The organism is Streptomyces sp. NPDC042371 (assembly GCF_056437465.1).
This window is the reverse complement of record NZ_JBWKAP010000001.1, coordinates 778,876-795,595: the sequence shown is the minus strand read 5'-3', so window position 1 is coordinate 795,595 and position 16,720 is coordinate 778,876. Positions and strand designations below refer to the sequence as shown.

The 16,720-nt window shown below is 71.1% G+C and carries 16 protein-coding genes and 2 tRNA genes; 14 read left to right on the top strand and 4 right to left on the bottom strand.

Annotation, left to right across the window (positions count from 1 at the left end; translation table 11 throughout):
* Positions 1-1,092 carry an SCO2583 family membrane protein gene (locus tag AC068B_RS03535; protein WP_478668714.1) on the top strand — a complete coding sequence of 364 codons (1,092 nt, stop codon included), beginning with the start codon at positions 1-3 and terminating at the stop codon, positions 1,090-1,092.
* Between the two features lie 15 nt (positions 1,093-1,107).
* Here AC068B_RS03535 and AC068B_RS03530 read toward each other — a convergent pair whose 3' ends face one another.
* Positions 1,108-2,199, bottom strand: a complete 1,092-nt coding sequence (locus AC068B_RS03530) for a M48 family metallopeptidase (protein ID WP_478668713.1) — start codon at positions 2,197-2,199, stop codon at positions 1,108-1,110.
* A 99-nt stretch (positions 2,200-2,298) separates the two neighbouring features.
* Between AC068B_RS03530 and AC068B_RS03525 the strand changes: the two genes are divergently transcribed.
* The 9 genes from AC068B_RS03525 to AC068B_RS03485 all read left to right on the top strand — a co-directional run bounded on the left by AC068B_RS03525 (position 2,299) and on the right by AC068B_RS03485 (position 7,387).
* Positions 2,299-2,574 (top strand): hypothetical protein, encoded by a 276-nt coding sequence (locus AC068B_RS03525; protein WP_478669296.1) that lies wholly within the window; start codon positions 2,299-2,301, stop codon positions 2,572-2,574.
* A gap of 86 nt (positions 2,575-2,660) precedes the next feature.
* Positions 2,661-2,825 carry a hypothetical protein gene (locus AC068B_RS03520; protein WP_478668711.1) on the top strand — a complete coding sequence of 55 codons (165 nt, stop codon included), beginning with the start codon at positions 2,661-2,663 and terminating at the stop codon, positions 2,823-2,825.
* A gap of 51 nt (positions 2,826-2,876) precedes the next feature.
* Positions 2,877-3,503 carry a nicotinate-nucleotide adenylyltransferase gene (gene nadD, locus AC068B_RS03515; protein WP_356262450.1) on the top strand — a complete coding sequence of 209 codons (627 nt, stop codon included), beginning with the start codon at positions 2,877-2,879 and terminating at the stop codon, positions 3,501-3,503.
* 16 nt (positions 3,504-3,519) lie between these two features.
* A complete protein-coding gene (locus AC068B_RS03510) occupies positions 3,520-5,313 on the top strand; it encodes an LCP family protein (RefSeq protein WP_478668709.1) in 1,794 nt (597 codons plus the stop codon).
* 145 nt (positions 5,314-5,458) lie between these two features.
* On the top strand, positions 5,459-5,902 hold the full coding sequence (gene rsfS, locus AC068B_RS03505) for a ribosome silencing factor (protein WP_471133476.1): 444 nt from the start codon (positions 5,459-5,461) through the stop codon (positions 5,900-5,902).
* A complete protein-coding gene (locus AC068B_RS03500) occupies positions 5,899-6,540 on the top strand; it encodes a histidine phosphatase family protein (protein WP_478668708.1) in 642 nt (213 codons plus the stop codon). Before rsfS ends, AC068B_RS03500 begins: the two co-directional genes overlap by 4 nt.
* A gap of 93 nt (positions 6,541-6,633) precedes the next feature.
* A tRNA-Ala gene (locus AC068B_RS03495) sits at positions 6,634-6,706 on the top strand.
* Between the two features lie 261 nt (positions 6,707-6,967).
* Entirely contained in the window at positions 6,968-7,150 is a 183-nt protein-coding gene (locus tag AC068B_RS03490; RefSeq protein ID WP_356262441.1) for a hypothetical protein, read from the top strand.
* A 3-nt stretch (positions 7,151-7,153) separates the two neighbouring features.
* Positions 7,154-7,387: a hypothetical protein gene (locus AC068B_RS03485; protein ID WP_306334254.1), complete on the top strand. Its 234-nt coding sequence runs from the start codon at positions 7,154-7,156 to the stop codon at positions 7,385-7,387.
* Here AC068B_RS03485 and AC068B_RS03480 read toward each other — a convergent pair.
* Complete coding sequence (locus tag AC068B_RS03480) at positions 7,356-8,588, bottom strand: glycosyltransferase 87 family protein (protein ID WP_478668706.1); 1,233 nt, start codon at positions 8,586-8,588, stop codon at positions 7,356-7,358. The two genes, AC068B_RS03485 and AC068B_RS03480, sit on opposite strands and share 32 nt — an antisense overlap.
* Before the next feature lie 111 nt (positions 8,589-8,699).
* Here AC068B_RS03480 and AC068B_RS03475 point away from each other — a divergent pair.
* Positions 8,700-8,772 (top strand) — tRNA-Ala (locus AC068B_RS03475).
* A gap of 86 nt (positions 8,773-8,858) precedes the next feature.
* Here AC068B_RS03475 and AC068B_RS03470 read toward each other — a convergent pair.
* Together AC068B_RS03470 and AC068B_RS03465 are read right to left on the bottom strand one after the other, a co-directional pair.
* Complete coding sequence (locus AC068B_RS03470; RefSeq protein WP_478668705.1) at positions 8,859-10,451, bottom strand: ferredoxin; 1,593 nt, start codon at positions 10,449-10,451, stop codon at positions 8,859-8,861.
* Positions 10,448-11,611, bottom strand: a complete 1,164-nt coding sequence (locus tag AC068B_RS03465; protein ID WP_478668703.1) for a ferric reductase-like transmembrane domain-containing protein — start codon at positions 11,609-11,611, stop codon at positions 10,448-10,450. The genes AC068B_RS03470 and AC068B_RS03465 overlap by 4 nt, the downstream gene beginning before the upstream one ends.
* A 398-nt stretch (positions 11,612-12,009) precedes the next feature.
* Between AC068B_RS03465 and leuS the strand changes: the two genes are divergently transcribed.
* The 3 genes from leuS (at position 12,010) to AC068B_RS03450 (ending at position 16,707) form a co-directional block, all read left to right on the top strand.
* Positions 12,010-14,916 carry a leucine--tRNA ligase gene (gene leuS / locus AC068B_RS03460; protein ID WP_478668702.1) on the top strand — a complete coding sequence of 969 codons (2,907 nt, stop codon included), beginning with the start codon at positions 12,010-12,012 and terminating at the stop codon, positions 14,914-14,916.
* Positions 14,917-15,046: 130 nt separating this feature from the next.
* The gene (locus AC068B_RS03455; RefSeq protein ID WP_478668700.1) at positions 15,047-15,793 is read left to right on the top strand and encodes a hypothetical protein; all 747 of its coding nucleotides are present in this window, start codon (positions 15,047-15,049) and stop codon (positions 15,791-15,793) included.
* A 68-nt stretch (positions 15,794-15,861) separates the two neighbouring features.
* Entirely contained in the window at positions 15,862-16,707 is an 846-nt protein-coding gene (locus tag AC068B_RS03450; protein WP_478668699.1) for a DegV family protein, read from the top strand.
* The last annotated feature ends 13 nt before the right edge of the window (positions 16,708-16,720 follow it).

Sequence of the window (16,720 nt, the reverse complement as noted above, 5' to 3'; positions counted from 1 at the left end):
ATGGGCAGGCCAGGAGATCCACCCGCGGGGACACCCGAGGGCACTCCCAGTGGTGGCGAGGACGAGTATCGGTCGGTGGTCTTCGACGAGTCGTTCGTGCGGGCTGCCCGCCTCCAGGAGTTCTCCGCGCAGGAGCGCATGGGCGACCACACGCGCGCCGTGCGCCGCCGCCCCGGCCTCCACCGGACGCTCTCCCGGCAGCTGTTGATACTCGTCGTGCTGATAGCGGTCGCCTTCGGCACCGCGATCTACATGGGCCTGCGCAGTCCGTACCAGTCCCCGGCGGTCAAGCGCCCCGAACCGCTGCGCATGACGGTGACGCCCCTCGCCCCGGCGGGCCGCGTGCCGGGCTCCAGGAGCGTCTCCGACCTCTACGCGCACAGCCCGGCCGCGGAGCTCCGGGTGGGCGCGGGAGGCATCAACCTCCCGCCCGCGCGCCGCACTTCACACTTCTCGGACAGCCAGGTGATGGCGGCGCTGGTCACCGCCAAGGACTATCTGGTGGAGTCCGCACTCGACCCGGACGTGCTCGGCGGCGGCTCCCCGCGCGACGTACGCCTCCTCATCGACCCCGAGCAGTACGCCCAGTTCGACCAGAGCCTCGCCCGCCCGGAGGCCGACGGGCGGCATGCCGCGACCGGCTGGCTCGTGCGGTTCGACCCGGCGCGCACCGCGCTCGCCGACAGGCGGGTCAGGACCGAGGGCACGCTGCGGATCGTCGAGACCGACAAGAACACCCTCGAAGTGACCTCGGACCACACGTTCGTCTACGCGCTGCGCGGCGCCGAGAGCGCCAAGGGCGCCGACGGCGAGCAGGCCGAGGCGTCCCTGTTCACCGTCCGCCGCGAGCTGCACTTCCGCTTCGACCGGGACGACCTGCGGATGCACCGGGCCGAGCTGCTCAGCTCGGTCACCCAGGCGGGCCCGCTGGCCTGCGCCGCCGAGTCGGCGAGCCATCTGCGGCCGCTGCTCGCCGGGGAGAAGGCGAAGGCGGGCGGCCCGGCCGGTACCGATCCGTACGCGACCGGGGGCGCGACGCCGCTGTGCGGGTCGCTCGCGGCGTCGGCCCAGCCTTCGCTCTCCGCGTCCTGAGCCGGATCCGTGCGGCTACGGCTGCTTGTCCTCCGGCGCGCTGCCGCCGTTGTCCTGGCCGCCCTGCCCGGTGAACCTGCCGCGCAGCTTGCCGCCCAGGTCGCCCGCGCCGCCCGCGAGGTCGTTGACCAGCTTCATCAGCGGGTCCTTGCTGCTGCGCATGTTGTCGGCGTACGACGACGCCGACTGCCGGAAGGAGTCGGAGACCGAGGTGTCCTTGTCCTCGTCCCGGCGGGGGTAGTGGCCGTCCATGATCCGCTGGAAGTCGCGTGACTCGGCCCACTTCTTCAGCTCGGCGGCGCGGACCGCGGCGAAGGGGTGCGTGCGCGGCAGGACGTTGAGGATCTTCAGCACGGAGTCGCGCAGGTCGCCCCCGGCCTCGTACTCCTCGGCCTGCTCCAGGAACGCGTCCACGTTCATCTCGTGCAGGTGGTTGCCGCCCGCGAGTTTCATCAGGCCGCGCATCGAGGCCTTCAGGTCCTGCCCGACCAGCAGGCCCGCCCGGTCCGCCGAAAGCTCGGACTTGCGGAACCACTCGCGCAGCGCCGTCACGATCGCCATGATCGCGACGTTGCCGAGCGGGATCCACGCGACCTTGAGGGCGAGGTTCGTCAGGAACAGCAGGATCGTGCGGTAGACGGAGTGGCCGGAGAGGGCGTGGCCCACCTCGTGGCCGACGACCGCCCGCATCTCCTCCTCGTCGAGCAGCTCGACCAGGCCCGTCGTCACGACGATGATCGGCTCGTCCAGGCCGATGCACATCGCGTTCGGATTCGGGTCCTGGTTCACGTACATCGGCGGGACCTTCTCCAGGTCCAGGATGTAACAGGCGTCCCGCAGCATGGTGTTGAGGTGCGCGAACTGCGCGTCGGACACGCGCACGGAGTCCGACAGGAACAGGAGCCTCAGGCTCCGCTCGGGGAGCAGGCCGCTGAGGGCCTTGAAGACCGTGTCGAAGCCGCTGAGCTTGCGCAGGGCCACCAGGGCCGAGCGGTCCGCCGGGTGCTCGTAGGCCCGCGACGAGATGCCGGGGAAGCGCCTGCGCTGTCGGCTCGGCACCCGCTCGTGGCCCTCGCCGTCCCCGTCGCGGTGGTTGTCGTCGGTCATGCCGCATCCCCCATGTCTCGTCCTCTCGTGCCCCCGAGGTGGGGCCAAGCCTAGGCGGAGATACCGTGACAGGGCAGCACACAGAAGGAGTCTTCCGTCATGGAGCACAACCCTGGGGCCGACTGGCTCACGGAGGCGGCCAAGGCCGCGCAGCAGCAGGGACCGGGCAATCTGCTGCGGATCGTGCTGATCGTCATGGTCGTCGGATGCGTACTGGTCGGCTGGTTCCTGTTGCGCGGTTACCGGCAGGGGAGCGGTGCGGGTGCGGGTACGGGTACGAGTCCTGGCACCGGCAGCGACAAGAGCGCCGACGAGGGTGCTGACAAGAGCGCTGAGAAGAGCGCCGACGAGGGTGCCGACAACCGCAACGGCTGAGTCGACGTAAGGCGGAAGGGGCCTCCCGCTTACGATGGGCCCGAAGTCTTTATGTCCATCCCACCTCCGGATAGGTCCTGCCTGAGATGAGCCTCCACAGCAACGCCGCCCAGCTGGTCACTCTCGCCTCCGAGGGCGGCGAGCACGGCGGCAACCACGAAAGCCTCAGCCCCCTCATCACCGGTGGCGGCGCGTTCGTCATCCTCCTGGTGCTCCTGTGGATCACCACCCGCTTCAATCGGGACCGCTGAACGGGACCGCTGAAACAGAGCCCGTCCGCCGGGCCGGTAGGGTCTGCACGCATGGGAGAGCAGGACATGCCTACCGGTCCGGTGAGCAACGGCAAGCGCCGCCTGGGCGTCATGGGCGGAACGTTTGATCCGATCCACCACGGACACCTCGTGGCGGCCAGTGAGGTCGCGGCGCAATTCCACCTCGACGAGGTGGTGTTCGTGCCGACCGGCCAGCCGTGGCAGAAGAGCGACAAGCAGGTCTCGCCCGCCGAGGACCGCTATCTGATGACGGTCATCGCGACGGCGGAGAACCCGCAGTTCTCGGTCAGCCGCATCGACATCGACCGCGGCGGGGCCACCTACACGACGGACACGCTGCGAGATCTGCGTGCCCTCAACCCCGACACGGACCTCTTCTTCATCACGGGCGCCGACGCCCTCGGCCAGATCCTCACCTGGCGGGACACGGAAGAGCTGTTCTCCCTCGCGCACTTCATCGGCGTCACCCGGCCGGGCCACACGCTGGCCGACCCCGGACTGCCCAAGGGCGGCGTCTCCCTGGTGGAGGTGCCCGCCCTGGCCATCTCGTCCACGGACTGCCGCGCGCGGGTCGCCAAGGGAGACCCGGTCTGGTACCTGGTGCCCGACGGCGTGGTGCGTTATATCGACAAGCGCGAGCTGTACCGCGGCGAATGAGCCGAGAGGGGCACCGGTGAACGACCGACAGTACGACCCGTATGCGGGCAGCGACCCGTATGCGGGCGAGTACGCGGCTGATCAGTACCAGGTCGTCGGGTACGACGAGTACGGGCGGCCGGTGTACCAGCAGGTCCAGCCGACGCAGCCGCAGCCGCAGGTGCCTCAGCAGCAGACCCAGCAGCATCAGCAGCCCCAGCAGCAGCACCAGGGGTACGGGTATGACCCGTACGCGGGCGGGCAGCAACAGGGCGGGCAGCAGCAGGGGTACGAGAACGGGGCCTACGGCGCGTACGGCGGCGCCGGAACCTCGTACGACAACACCGGCGCCTCCTACGACCACACCAGTACCTCCTACGGCACGACCGCGGCCCAGGACACGGGGTGGATCCCGCAGCAGCAGCGGCCCGCGCCGGAGCCCCAGCCTCAGCCCGAAGCCGCGCCGGAGCCTCAGCAGCCGCCTCGGCAACAGCAGCCACAGCAGCCACAGCAGCCGGAGCCCGCGCGGCGTGCGCCGGAGCGCGGGGCGCGGCGCGAACAGCCGGGCGAGTACAAGACCGAGCAGTTCTCGTTCATCGAGGAGCCGGACGAGGAATCCGAAGACGTCATCGACTGGCTGAAGTTCACCGAGAGCCGGACCGAGCGGCGCGAGGAGGCCAAGCGGCGCGGGCGTTCCCGGGTCGTCGCGCTCGTCGTGGTCCTCGCCCTGGTGATCGCGGGCGGCGTCGGCTACCTGTGGTTCGCGGACAAGCTGCCCGGCCAGTCCGACGGCAAGGGCGGCGCGGCCGCCGCGACAGGACCGCAGAAGCGCGACGTGGTCGTCCTGCACCTGCACAACACCAAGGGCGGCGGGACCTCCACCGCCCTCCTGGTGAACAACGCCACCACGGAGCGGGGCGCCACCGTCCTGCTGCCGAACTCCCTCGCCGTCTCGGACGACGACGGCACACCGACGACGCTCGGCAAGTCCGTCGACGACGACGGCTCGACCGGCACCCGCGACTCGATCGACACGGTGCTCGGCACCCAGGTCGAGGGCACCTGGCGGCTGGACACCCCGTACCTGAACAACCTCGTCGAACTCGTCGGCAACATCGACGTCGACACGAACGCCGACGTGCCCGACCCCAAGGCCAAGAAGGGCGAGGCGCCCCTCGTCAAGAAGGGCGAGCAGCAGACCCTGAGCGGGCCGATGGCCGTCGCGTACGCCACCTACCGCGCGTCCGGCGAGACGGAGGCCGACCAGCTCCAGCGCTTCGGCGCGGTCATGCAGGGCGTCCTGCGCAAGCTGTCGTCGGACCCGCAGGCGGCCACGACCACCGTGCAGTCGCTCGCCCAGATCCTCGACCCCTCCCTGGAGGAGAAGGACCTCGGCGCCTTCCTCGCCAAGCTCGCCGACCGCGCGAAGGGCGGCGACTACAAGACCACGCTGCTGCCGGTGCAGCAGAACGGCACGCTGTCCGACGGCGCGGGCGAGGCCGTGGTCAAGGACGTCCTCGGCGGCGCGGTGAAGAGCCCGGAGAAGGGCGCGGCCGTGCGGGTCGGCGTCAAGAACGCCTCCGGGAAGAAGGCCGCGACCCAGGACGCCCGGGTCTCCCTGGTCAACGGTGGCTACACCTTCATCGACGGCGGCGCGGGCTCGGCGGCCCAGCCCGCGTCGCAGGTCACCTATGCCGACGCGGACAAGAAGACGCAGGCCGCCGAGGTCGCCAAGACCCTGGGCCTGCCCGCGAGCGCGGTCCGCAAGGGGAAGACGGCAGCCAACGCCGACGTCTCCGTAGTGCTCGGACAGGACTACCGGACCGGGTGAGAGCGGCCTGGCGCGGGCGGTGTCGAGCCGTCCGCGCCGAGGCGGCGAAGGGCCCGCGCCGAGGCGGTGACGTAATCGTCTGGGGCGCTGTCGGCGGTCCGTGAGACCCTTGGGGTGTATCCACCAGCCGAAGGAAAGCTCACTAGTGACCGCCACGGACCGCTCCACCGAGCTCATCACTGTCGCCGCCCAGGCGGCTGCCGACAAGCTCGCGCACGACATCATCGCGTACGACGTCAGCGACGTGCTGTCGATCACGGACGCCTTCCTGCTCGCCTCCGCGCCCAACGACCGCCAGGTCAAGTCGATCGTCGACGAGATCGAGGAGCAGCTGAACAAGCAGCTCGGCGCCAAGCCGGTCCGCCGCGAGGGAGACCGCGACGCCCGCTGGATCCTCCTCGACTACGTGGACATCGTGGTGCACGTCCAGCACAGCGAGGAGCGTGTCTTCTACGCGCTCGAGCGCCTGTGGAAGGACTGCCCCGAGATCGACCTCCCCGAGGACGCCAAGGCGACCCGCGGCAAGGCCGCCGAGCACGCCGAGCAGCAGGCCGCGGAGGAGGCCGACCTGGACGGTGAGCTGCGGTGACCCACCGCGGCCCGCGGATCATCCTGTGGCGGCACGGCCAGACGGCGTGGAACCTGGAGCGCCGCTTCCAGGGCACCACGGACATCGAGCTGACCGAGACGGGTGTCGCCCAGGCCAGGCGCGCCGCCCGGCTGCTCGCCTCCCTGAAGCCGGACGCCATAGTCGCCTCCGACCTCAAGCGCGCCGCGGCCACGGCGGCTGAGCTCTCCGCGATCACCGACCTCTCCGTCACGCACGAGGAGGCGCTCCGGGAGACGTATGCCGGTGCTTGGCAGGGTCTGACGCACGACGAGATCATCGCCCGCTTCGGCGATCAGTACGCCGCGTGGAAGCGCGGTGAGGCGGTGCGCCGCGGCGGCGGCGAGCTGGAGACCGAGGTCGCCGACCGGGCCGCTCCCGTCGTGCTGCGGCACGCCGAGAAGCTGCCCGAGGACGGCACGCTGGTGGTGGTCAGCCACGGCGGCACCATCCGCACGACGATCGGCCGTCTCCTCGGCCTCGAGCCCCACCACTGGGAGGGGCTCGGCGGTCTCACCAACTGCTGCTGGTCGGTCCTCGGCCGGGGCGCGCGGGGCTGGCGCCTCCTTGAGCACAACGCGGGCACGCTGCCGGAACCGGTGCTCGGCGACGACGACTGAGCCTCCCGGTGGGCGCCCGGGCCCGGATTTCACATTCCGGCTGGTCGCAGGCTAAAGTTCTTCTTGTTCGCCCGCCGAGCGGGAAGAACGCAAGGGGCTATAGCTCAGTTGGTAGAGCGCCTGCATGGCATGCAGGAGGTCAGGAGTTCAATTCTCCTTAGCTCCACAGTCCCGGAAATCCCGTCCCCATCAGGGGGCGGGATTTTCTGTGCTGTCGGCCATTGAGCAGTCGGTCATTGAGCAGTGGGGGCTCCCGGGGCGTATTCATCAGGGAGCGCGCTCTTGGTGTGCGCCTGTGTGCGGACGGGGGTGGCCGCACCCGGCGCCGTGTCCGGACTGGTACGAATGCGTCGCTGACCGGCTCGCGCAGACCGTGGCAGAATCGGACGGCCGGAAGGGGACGCAACCCGACGGGAGGGAGAGAGCGATGCCTGCGAGCATCTTCGGAGAGGCCGACCGCCTCCCCGAAGCGGCGGCGGTACGTGCACGGCCCGCGCTCCGCACGCTCCTCGACTGCCCTTCCTGCGGCTCGTCCCACGTCGCCCAAGTACTCGGTGACAACGGCGGAGTCTCGTACGTGTGTACCGCCTGCGGCCACAGCTGGAGCTGATCGATGGGTGCACACAGGCGGAAATGCGATTGGTGCGGCAGTGGTACGCCGATCGTCCGCGACATGGAACCGGTCAACCAGGAGTACCAGTACTGGTGCGAGGAATGCGCGCGGGCGCTGATCATAAAGGGCGACCCCATCGAGACGTACCGAGAGCTCGAAGGGGAGCCGATCTACGGTCGGTTGCTCGACGAGCACTGCACTCTCAAGCGGTTCTATTCGTTCGCAACCGCGTGACCGCAGCCAGCAGGAACGTGAAAGCAGCCACTACGTAGAGGGCTGACAGCGTCATCTGGCCATAATTCTGGTCGAGTTCGAGCCGTCCCGCTCCATGCGGAACCCACCACAGGGCGTACGAGCAGAAGACCAGGTACGTGGCCCCGGCAGCCGCCCACCGCGCCCGCCCGCCCCTGCGCGCCGCCTCCGCCCCGAGGAGCAGCACCATCGGCACGCACCAGACCCAGTGGTGCGACCACGACACCGGGCTCACCAGGAGCGCCGTCGCGGCGCAGGCGAGCGCGGCCCAGGCCCGTTCCCCGCGCAGCGCGGCGGCCACCGCCACCGCGAGGCCGAGCGCGCCGGTGACGGCGGCGGCCAGGGCCCAGCGGGCGCCGGGCTCCCCGGTGTGCAGGAGCCGGGCGAGGACGCCGCGCAGCGACTGGTTCGCGGTGTCCTCGGCGAGCCCGACGCGGCCCGCCTCGAAGACCATCCGGGTCCAGAAGCGTTGTGAGTCGTACGGCAGGACGGCGGCCGCGAGGAGCGTCGCCCCGGCGAACGACACGGCCGCCACGCACGCGTGCCGCACGGCCGGTCGCCACGGACCGCGCCGCACGGCCTCTGCGGCCCCCGTGAGCAACAGGAACGCCGCGAAGAGCGCGGGCGTGAGCTTGATCGCCGCGGCGACGCCGATGCCCACGCCCGCCCAGCGGTGCCCCGGGCGCCGGGACAGGTCCCACAGGACGAGGGCGGCGAGCAGCAGATTGACCTGCCCGTAGCGCAGCGTCGTCCACACCGGCTCGCACCAGACGGCGAGCGCGGACACCCACAGGACGCTCTCTGTGTTCGTGGCGTTCTCCACGCGCGCGTGCTGTTCGCCGTGGATCATCCGCAAGGAGAGGCGCACGAAGGCGATCAGGAGCGCCAGGTTCCCCAGCGTCGCGAGGGTGCGCATGGCCGCCGTGTCCAGCAGGGTCAGCGGCGTGAAGAGCAGCGCGGCGAACGGCGGGTAGGTGGTGGGCAGATGGGCCTCGGTGGTGCGCAGCGCGTAGAGGTCGCCGCCCGCGCGCACGGTCTCGCCCTCGGCCCGGTAGACCATCAGGTCGATCATCGAGACGTCGGCGGCGCGCTGAGCGAGCCAGAAGGCCGTGAAGGAGAGCAGGCAGGCCCCGGCGGCCAGAGGCACGCGGCGGCGGGTGGCGGCGAGCGCGATCACGGTCACGAAGGCTGACAGTACCGGGCGTATCCACCCAGACCGGAAACGATTTGGTGGAGCACGGGTATGACCGTGTAATGTTGGCGAAGTCGCCGGGGAAACCGGGCGGACAAGCAAGGGGCTATAGCTCAGTTGGTAGAGCGCCTGCATGGCATGCAGGAGGTCAGGAGTTCAATTCTCCTTAGCTCCACAGGATATGAGAGGGCCACCCGATTCGGGTGGCCCTCTCTTTCTATGTCCTCACTGTTCGAAGCGTCCGCAGCTTCCTCAGCGTCTTCACTGCCTGCCGCTGCCGAGCGCGCGGCGGCCGCGGCCCGGCGGGAGCGCGGCCGGCAGCGTCGTCCGGGACGGGGAGGCCCCCTTCGGCGCCTCCTCGATGCGCAGGGCGAGCGCGGGGCAGCGTCGCACCGCGCGTGTGGCGCGTGCTTCGGAGTAGCGCGGTACGGACGCTTCCGCGACCGAGGGGAAGCCGTCGGGCCCCAGCTGGATCAGCTCCGGGACGATGTCCGCGCAGAGGCCGTGGCCCTGGCAGAGCGTCCAGTCGACGGCCAGCTTGCGGCCACTGGGGGCCTCTGTCGGCGGCGTCTCCTCCTGGAGGGGGAGGACGCCCGCCACGGGGCGGCCGCAGCCGCCGCCCAGGACGTGCGCGGCGAGGTCGTCCGTGAACGCCGAGATCGACGACTCCAGGAAGGCCGCCGAGCCGTCCGGGTGCTTGCACGCGCCGCGTCGCTTCACGGCCCGGGTCACCTCGCGCAGCGCTTCGAGAGAGGTCGGGCCGCCGCCCTGGAGGACGTCGGCGAGGCCACGGGCCGCCGCGGGGAGGCCGAGGTAGCAGGGACCGCACTGCCCGGTGCTCTCGGCGGCCAGCCAGTGGGCGACCCGCAGCGACTCGCCCAGGGGGCAGGTGCCCTCGTCGATCGGCAGGATCGCGCCCGCGCCGAGCGCGCCTCCGCAGGCGTCCAGGGAGGCGCGGGAGACGACGGCGTCGTGTGCCGTCATCCCGTCGAGCCACCTCCCGTGATAGCCGCCCGTCAGCACGCCCTGGGGGAGCGCCGGTGCACCGGCGAGCTGCAGGACGTACTGCAGAGGCACTCCGGTGGGGACCTCGACGACCATCGGCCGGGCGACCGCTCCGGAGAGGGTCAGAAGGACCGTGCCGGGTTCGTCACGCAGGCCGGTGCGGCAGTAGCGGTCGGCGCCGGTCCTGGCGGCGACGGCGAGCTGGGCGAAGGTCTCCGCGTTGGAGAGGAGGGTGGGGGCACCGCCCACTCCGGAGTCGGACGTCCGCACCTTGCGGCCCGGCGGCAGCGGGGGGCCGCCGTCCGCCGAGCGGACCAGGGCGGAGGACTCCCCGGTGACCATGCGTACCGGATTGCGCTGCACGCGCGCGCGGAGGGTCGATCCGCGCCGGTTGCCGAGACCGCGCTCGGCCAGTGCGGTGCGCATCGACGCCTCGGTCGAGTCGCGGGTGACGCCGACGACCAGCGTGCGGGCCCCGATGGCCTCTGCGGCGAGGAGCGCGCCGTCGAGGATGAGGTGCGGGGCGCGGTTGATCAGGACGGTGTCCTTGCGGCAGGCGGGCTCGTCCTCGCTGCCGTTGACGACGACCACGGGGCGTACCCCGCGGCGTATCGCCGCGTCGGCGACGGCCCGCAGCTTCTGGGCGAAGGGGAAGCCCGCACCGCCCCGGCCCCGCAGCGCGATGTGCTCGGCGAGACGGGCGAGCGGTTCGCCCGCCATCGGTTCCAGCGGGCCGTGCACCTTCAGGTGCATGCCGAGGTCGAGGCGTTCGACGAGGTCGAAGCCGGAGGTGAGCAGGGGCAGGCCGACGACGCGGACTTCGGGGACGTCGGGGAGCGAGGCGTTCACGGGTGGCCTCCGGTGGCGGCGTTCCAGGGCTCGCCCGTGCTGGGGGCCTGAAAGGGCCGGGGCAGCGGTTCGGTGGCGGGGCCGCTGTCGTACGCGGGATCGGGGAGAGGGTCGTACGCGGGGTCGAGGGGGGCGTCGTACGAGGCGTCGTAGACGGGCTGGGGCGCGGTGTCGTACGTCGGCTGGGGTGCGACGTACGGGGACTCCGCGGGGGGCGGCGGGGAGGGCGCGGGCCAGCGGCCGCCGGGCTCGGTGCGGGGCGGGGGGACGGTGGGGTGCGGGGGCGCGGTCGGGGACAGCGCGCGGTAGGCCGCGGAGATGCCGACCACGGGGTCCGTGGCGGGGGCCGTGGCGCTCGTGCCGGGCAGCGGGGCGGAAACGGTGTCCCGCGCGGGAGGCTCCTCCCGGTGCGGGGTGCCGCGTTCCGGTTCGAGCAGGGCGAGGACGCGGGCGGCGACCTTCCGCTTCACCGGACGCGGTGCCGCGCGGAGCGCGACCGCCCCGGCGACCGCGACCAGGCAAAGGGCGTACAGCGTGACCACCCAAGGCTTCGGCTCGCGGCCCGCGTACAGGCCGTGGATCAGGGCCGAGCACCAGGCGGGATAGGAGAGCATGTGCAGCGCCCGCCAGCGCGAAGCGATCCGCGCGGGGGAGGCGAAGGCGCTGCGCAGGGCGCCGGTGACGGCCGTGGCGACCATCAGGAGCCCGGCGAGCGAGCCGAGCCCGATGAGCCCGGCACTGCCCGAGACACCGAGCCCGAACGGCATCAGGGCGCCGAACAGTGACACGTGGTCGAGCGCGACCTTGACGGTGCCGTGCAGCAGCAGGAAGCCGACGGAGGCGATCGCGGTGGCGCGGTGCACGGCCTGGGCCAGCAGGCGCTGGCGCGAGTGGAGGAACAGACGGTCGGTGGCGACCAGGCCCCAGACCACGGCCGCGGTCAGCGAGACCAAGGAGAGGACGCCTGAGGTGAAGTCGATGGCGTCCCGTAATCCGTCGCTGCCCGCGAAGACGAGCAGGGGTATCAGGAGCAGTGCTCCGACGCTCAGGGCCCGGGGCGGCAGTGGTGGCGAGGGCGAGCGAGCGGATGAACGGGACGGTGAACGGGGAGACGATCGGGTGCGGGAACGGCTCTTGCGGTGCGGGTGCAGAGGGTTCATGGGGGCGGCTCCGAAATGGTTCGGTCCCGCCGCATGCTAAGTCGCTCCATACCGGTGGGTACGGGGTTTGAGTTATTGCGTTGTTATCAAAGCGCGACACGATCTTGGTGTTGCCCCGATAGAGGGCGGTACGCGGAGTAACCCTTGGCCAACGCCTGAGGGGGGCGGTGCCCGGGCGGTGCGGCGCGGAAGCTCGTCGCGGGCCGCGGGAGCCCTGCGGTACCCTGACGCCATGCGTGCCGTACGCCTTCTGCTTAGCGGGCCGCGCTGATCAGTCCCGACCGCCGGTGAACCGCGGTCGGGATCGGCGCGGCGTCCCCTCCTGTGCGAGGGGCATTTTTGTTTGACCAGCACGGTCAATTCCGCAGGCAGAGACGATCGATGGAGCTTTGAGGATCATGAGCGAGACGAATTCTGCTGCCGCCTCCGAGGTGGCGGCGCCGCACCGCTATACGGCCGCTCTGGCCGCTGACATCGAGGCGCGCTGGCAGGACTTCTGGGACGCCGACGGCACCTACGAGGCGCCGAACCCGAGCGGTGACATGGCCGCGCGGGACGAGGCGGAGGCCGCTCTGGTCGGCAAGCCCAAGAAGTTCATCATGGACATGTTCCCGTACCCCTCCGGGGCGGGCCTGCACGTCGGCCACCCGCTGGGCTACATCGCCACGGACGTCTTCGCGCGCTTCCAGCGCATGACCGGCCACAACGTCCTGCACACCCTGGGCTTCGACGCCTTCGGCCTGCCCGCCGAGCAGTACGCGGTGCAGACGGGCACCCACCCGCGGGTCTCCACCGAGGCCAACATCGAGAACATGAAGTCCCAGCTGCGCGCGCTGGGCCTGGGCCACGACAAGCGGCGTTCGTTCGCCACGATCGACCCCGAGTACTACAAGTGGACCCAGTGGATCTTCGTCCAGATCTTCAACTCCTGGTACGACGCCGATGCCGCGCAGGCGCGCCCGATCGCCGACCTGGTCGCCCAGTTCGAGAGCGGTGAGCGCGCCGTACCGGACACCACGCGCGCGTGGAGCGAGCTGGACGCCGCGGAGCGCGCCGAGGTGCTGAGCCAGTACCGCCTGGCCTACGCCTCCGACGCCCCCGTCAACTGGTGCCCCGGCCTGGGCACCGTCCTGGCCAACGAGGAAGTCACCGCCGACGGCCGCTCCGAGCGCGGCAACTTCCCCGTCTTCAAGGCCAAGCTGCGCCAGTGGAACATGCGCATCACCGCGTACGCCGACCGCCTGCTGGACGACCTGGACGCGCTGGACTGGCCCGAGGCCATCAAGCTGCAGCAGCGCAACTGGATCGGCCGCTCCGAAGGCGCCCGCGTGAGCTTCCCCGTGGGCGTCGAGGGCGACGCGATCAGCGTCTTCACCACCCGCCAGGACACCCTGTTCGGCGCGACCTACATGGTCCTGGCGCCCGAGCACGACCTGGTCGACAAGGTCATCCCGGAGACCTGGCCCGAGGGCACCCACGACGTGTGGACCGGCGGCCACGCCACGCCCGCGGAGGCCATCGCCAAGTACCGCGCCTTCGCCGCCGCCAAGTCCGACGTCGAGCGCCAGGCCGACGCCAAGGAGAAGACCGGCGTCTTCACCGGCGTCTACGCCACCAACCCGGTCAGCGGCGAGCAGGTCCCGGTCTTCATCGCCGACTACGTCCTGATGGGCTACGGCACCGGCGCGATCATGGCCGTTCCGGCGCACGACAGCCGCGACTTCGCCTTCGCGCGCGCCTTCCACCTGCCGATGCACTGTGTGGTCGAGCCGTCCGACGGCCGGAGCACCGACACCAGGACGTGGGACGACGCCTTCTCCTCGTACGAGGCGAAGCTGATCAACTCCTCGAACGAGGAGATCTCCCTGGACGGCATGGACGTCGCGGGTGCCAAGGCCCGCATCACCGGCTGGCTGGCCACCCGCGGCATCGGTGAGGGCACCGTCAACTTCCGCCTGCGCGACTGGCTGTTCAGCCGTCAGCGCTACTGGGGCGAGCCCTTCCCGATCGTCTACGACGAGGACGGCGTCGCGCACGCGCTGCCCGAGTCGATGCTGCCCCTGGAGCTGCCGGAGGTCGAGGACTACTCCCCGCGCACCTTCGACCCGGACGACGCGGACACCTCTCCGGAGACGCCGCTGTCCCGCAACGAGGCGTGGGTCAACGTCACCCTGGACCTGGGGGACGGCGCAGGACCGCGCACCTACCGGCGCGAGACCAACACCATGCCCAACTGGGCGGGTTCGTGCTGGTACGAGCTGCGCTACCTGGACCCGCGCAACGACCAGCAGCTGGTCGACCCCGCCGTCGAGCAGTACTGGATGGGCCCGCGCGAGGGCCAGCCGACCGGTGGCGTCGACCTGTACGTGGGCGGCGCCGAGCACGCGGTCCTGCACCTGCTGTACGCGCGCTTCTGGTCGAAGGTCCTGTTCGACCTGGGCCACATCTCGTCGGCCGAGCCGTTCCACAAGCTGTACAACCAGGGCATGATCCAGGCCTACGTCTACCGGGACAGCCGCGGCTTCCCGGTGGCGGCGGCCGAGGTCGAGGAGCGCGACGGAAAGTTCTTCTTCGAGGGCGAGCCGGTCAAGCGCGAGCTGGGCAAGATGGGCAAGTCCCTGAAGAACGCCGTCACGCCGGACGAGATCTGCGACGAGTACGGCGCGGACACCCTGCGCCTGTACGAGATGGCGATGGGCCCCCTGGACGTGTCGCGTCCCTGGGACACGCGCGCGGTCGTCGGTCAGTACCGTCTGCTGCAGCGGATGTGGCGCCTGATCGTCGACGAGTCGACCGGTGAGGTCACCGTCGTCGACGTCGCCGACGCGGACGTCGACGAGGCCACCCTGCGCGCCCTGCACAAGGCCATCGACGGTGTGCGCCAGGACCTGGAAGGCATGCGGTTCAACACCGCCATCGCCAAGATCACCGAGCTGAACAACCACCTGACGAAGGTGGGCGGCGCGGTGCCGAAGTCCGTCGCGGAGAGCCTGGTGCTGCTGATCGCGCCGCTGGCTCCGCACATCGCCGAGGAGCTGTGGCGCAAGCTGGGCCACACCGACTCGGTGGTCCACCGGGACTTCCCGGTCGCCGACCCGGCGTACGTCGTGGATGAGTCCGTGACCTGCGTCGTGCAGATCAAGGGCAAGGTCAAGGCGCGCCTGGAGGTCTCCCCGGCCATCTCCGACGCCGAGCTGGAGAAGGTGGCGCTGGCCGACGAGAGGGTCGTGGCCGCGCTGGACGGGGCGGGGATCCGCAAGGTGATCGTGCGGGCGCCGAAGCTGGTGAACATCGTTCCCGCGTAGCGGGCATCGGGGTCTTCCCTTACGGGCAGGTTGGGGGTTCCGCTGGAACCTCCGACCTGCCTTCTCCGTTTACGGTGGAAGGAGTCGCTGGAGCGGACTGCTGGACGGACTGGATGCGGAGAGGAGCGTCATGGAAGCCGTGGGCGCGATCGTGGCGCTGCTTTTCGTGCTGTTCTTGGTGCTGGGCGTGTACGCGACAGTGAAGGCGGTCCGGGCGGCCAAGCGCGGCGTCGACCGCACCATCATGGAGGCCCGCCGGACGGTCGAGGACACCACGCTCCGGGCCAGGAGCTTCGCGCAGGTCGGCAGCGCCGGTGAACTGGCCCAGCTGCGGCTCGCGTTGCGCACCTCCATGCGGGCCACGCAGGACGTCCTGCAGGCGGGCGCCGCCGAGGACGCCTCGCTGAAGGAGACCCTGGAGCTCTTCGACCGGCTCAGCGTCCACGGACACGAGCTGGACGACGAGCTCCGGCGTCTGGAGCGCGACCCGGACAAGGCCGCGCTGGCCGAGCGCCTCCCCGAGCTGCGCGAGCGCACGGAGCAGATCAAGAAGGCGGCCGACTCCCTGCGCTGGTCGGCGCGCGACCGGGCCCGCCGGTTCGCCAACGACGACCTGGACTCGCTGAGCACCCAGATCGACATGGAAGCGGGCGCCCTGCGGCACTGGACGACGGAGCCGTCGTCGGCCGACCGGACCCCGGCCGAGTGGCCCGAGCCCGAGGCGGCAGACGGCAAGGACGCCGAGCAGACCTGGTCCGAGCCGTCCGGCCCCGCCCAGCAGGCGGCACAGGAGCCGACGCGGCCCGCGATCACTCCGCCCTCGGTGCGGGTGACGTATCCGTGGGAGAAGAAGGCCAAGCCCGAGAGCACGACCTGAGCCGCCCGGAACGGGGTGCGCAGGGGCCGGACTGCCACCCGACGGCGCAGACAGGTAATCTCCAGCTCATGTCCCGCCATGTCGCGATCGTCACGGATTCAACGGCCTACCTGCCGCAGGGGACGATGGAGCGGCACAGCATCACCGCGGTGCCCCTGACCGTGGTCCTGGGGGATCAGGCGCTGGAGGAGGGCACCGAGATCTCCGCCCGCTCCCTCGCCCAGGCGCTACAGAAGCGGAAGTCGGTGACGACGTCCCGGCCCAGCCCCCAAGTCTTCGCGGAGACCTACCGCAAGGTCGCGGAGGCGGGCGCGACCGACATCGTCTCGCTGCACCTGTCCGCCGAGTTCTCCGGTACGTACGACGCCGCAGTCCTCGCCGCGAAGGAAGCGCCGGTGCCGGTGCGGGTGGTGGACACCGGCATGGTGGCGATGGCACTCGGCTTCTGCGCCCTCGCGGCGGCACAGGCCGCGGAGGCGGGCGACTCGGCGGAGGAGGCGGTGGCGGCCGCGGAGAAGCGGGCCGCGGGCACGTCCGCGTTCTTCTACGTCGACACCCTCGACTACCTCCGCAGGGGCGGCCGCATCGGCGCGGCGCAGGCGCTCCTGGGCTCAGCACTCGCCGTCAAGCCGCTGCTGAAGCTGGACGGCGGCCGCATCGACATGCTGGAGAAGGTGCGGACCGCGTCGAAGGCGATCGCCAGGCTCGAGGAGATCGTGGTCGAGCAGGCCGGTTCCGGCCAAGTCGACATCGCGGTGCACCACCTGGCGGCACCGGACCGGGCCTCGGTACTCGCCGAGCGGCTCAGGGAGCGGGTGCCGGACCTCGCGGAACTGCACGTCAGCGAGGTCGGTGCGGTGATCGGGGCGCACACGGGGCCGGGGTTGCTGGGGGCTGTGGTCTCGCCTCGGTGAGTCCCAGGTGTCG

What these genes read in the sequence shown, in the direction of transcription:
- AC068B_RS03520 (WP_478668711.1), top strand. Translation starts at nt 2,661, where the DNA reads ATGAGCCTCCACAGCAACGCCGCCCAGCTGGTCACTCTCGCCTCCGAG.
- AC068B_RS03455 (WP_478668700.1), top strand. Translation starts at nt 15,047, where the DNA reads ATGGAAGCCGTGGGCGCGATCGTGGCGCTGCTTTTCGTGCTGTTCTTG.
- AC068B_RS03465 (WP_478668703.1), bottom strand. Translation starts at nt 11,611, where the DNA reads ATGAACCCTCTGCACCCGCACCGCAAGAGCCGTTCCCGCACCCGATCG.
- leuS (WP_478668702.1), top strand. Translation starts at nt 12,010, where the DNA reads ATGAGCGAGACGAATTCTGCTGCCGCCTCCGAGGTGGCGGCGCCGCAC.
- nadD (WP_356262450.1), top strand. Translation starts at nt 2,877, where the DNA reads ATGGGAGAGCAGGACATGCCTACCGGTCCGGTGAGCAACGGCAAGCGC.
- AC068B_RS03490 (WP_356262441.1), top strand. Translation starts at nt 6,968, where the DNA reads ATGCCTGCGAGCATCTTCGGAGAGGCCGACCGCCTCCCCGAAGCGGCG.
- AC068B_RS03535 (WP_478668714.1), top strand. Translation starts at nt 1, where the DNA reads ATGGGCAGGCCAGGAGATCCACCCGCGGGGACACCCGAGGGCACTCCC.
- AC068B_RS03485 (WP_306334254.1), top strand. Translation starts at nt 7,154, where the DNA reads ATGGGTGCACACAGGCGGAAATGCGATTGGTGCGGCAGTGGTACGCCG.
- AC068B_RS03525 (WP_478669296.1), top strand. Translation starts at nt 2,299, where the DNA reads ATGGAGCACAACCCTGGGGCCGACTGGCTCACGGAGGCGGCCAAGGCC.
- AC068B_RS03450 (WP_478668699.1), top strand. Translation starts at nt 15,862, where the DNA reads ATGTCCCGCCATGTCGCGATCGTCACGGATTCAACGGCCTACCTGCCG.
- AC068B_RS03530 (WP_478668713.1), bottom strand. Translation starts at nt 2,199, where the DNA reads ATGACCGACGACAACCACCGCGACGGGGACGGCGAGGGCCACGAGCGG.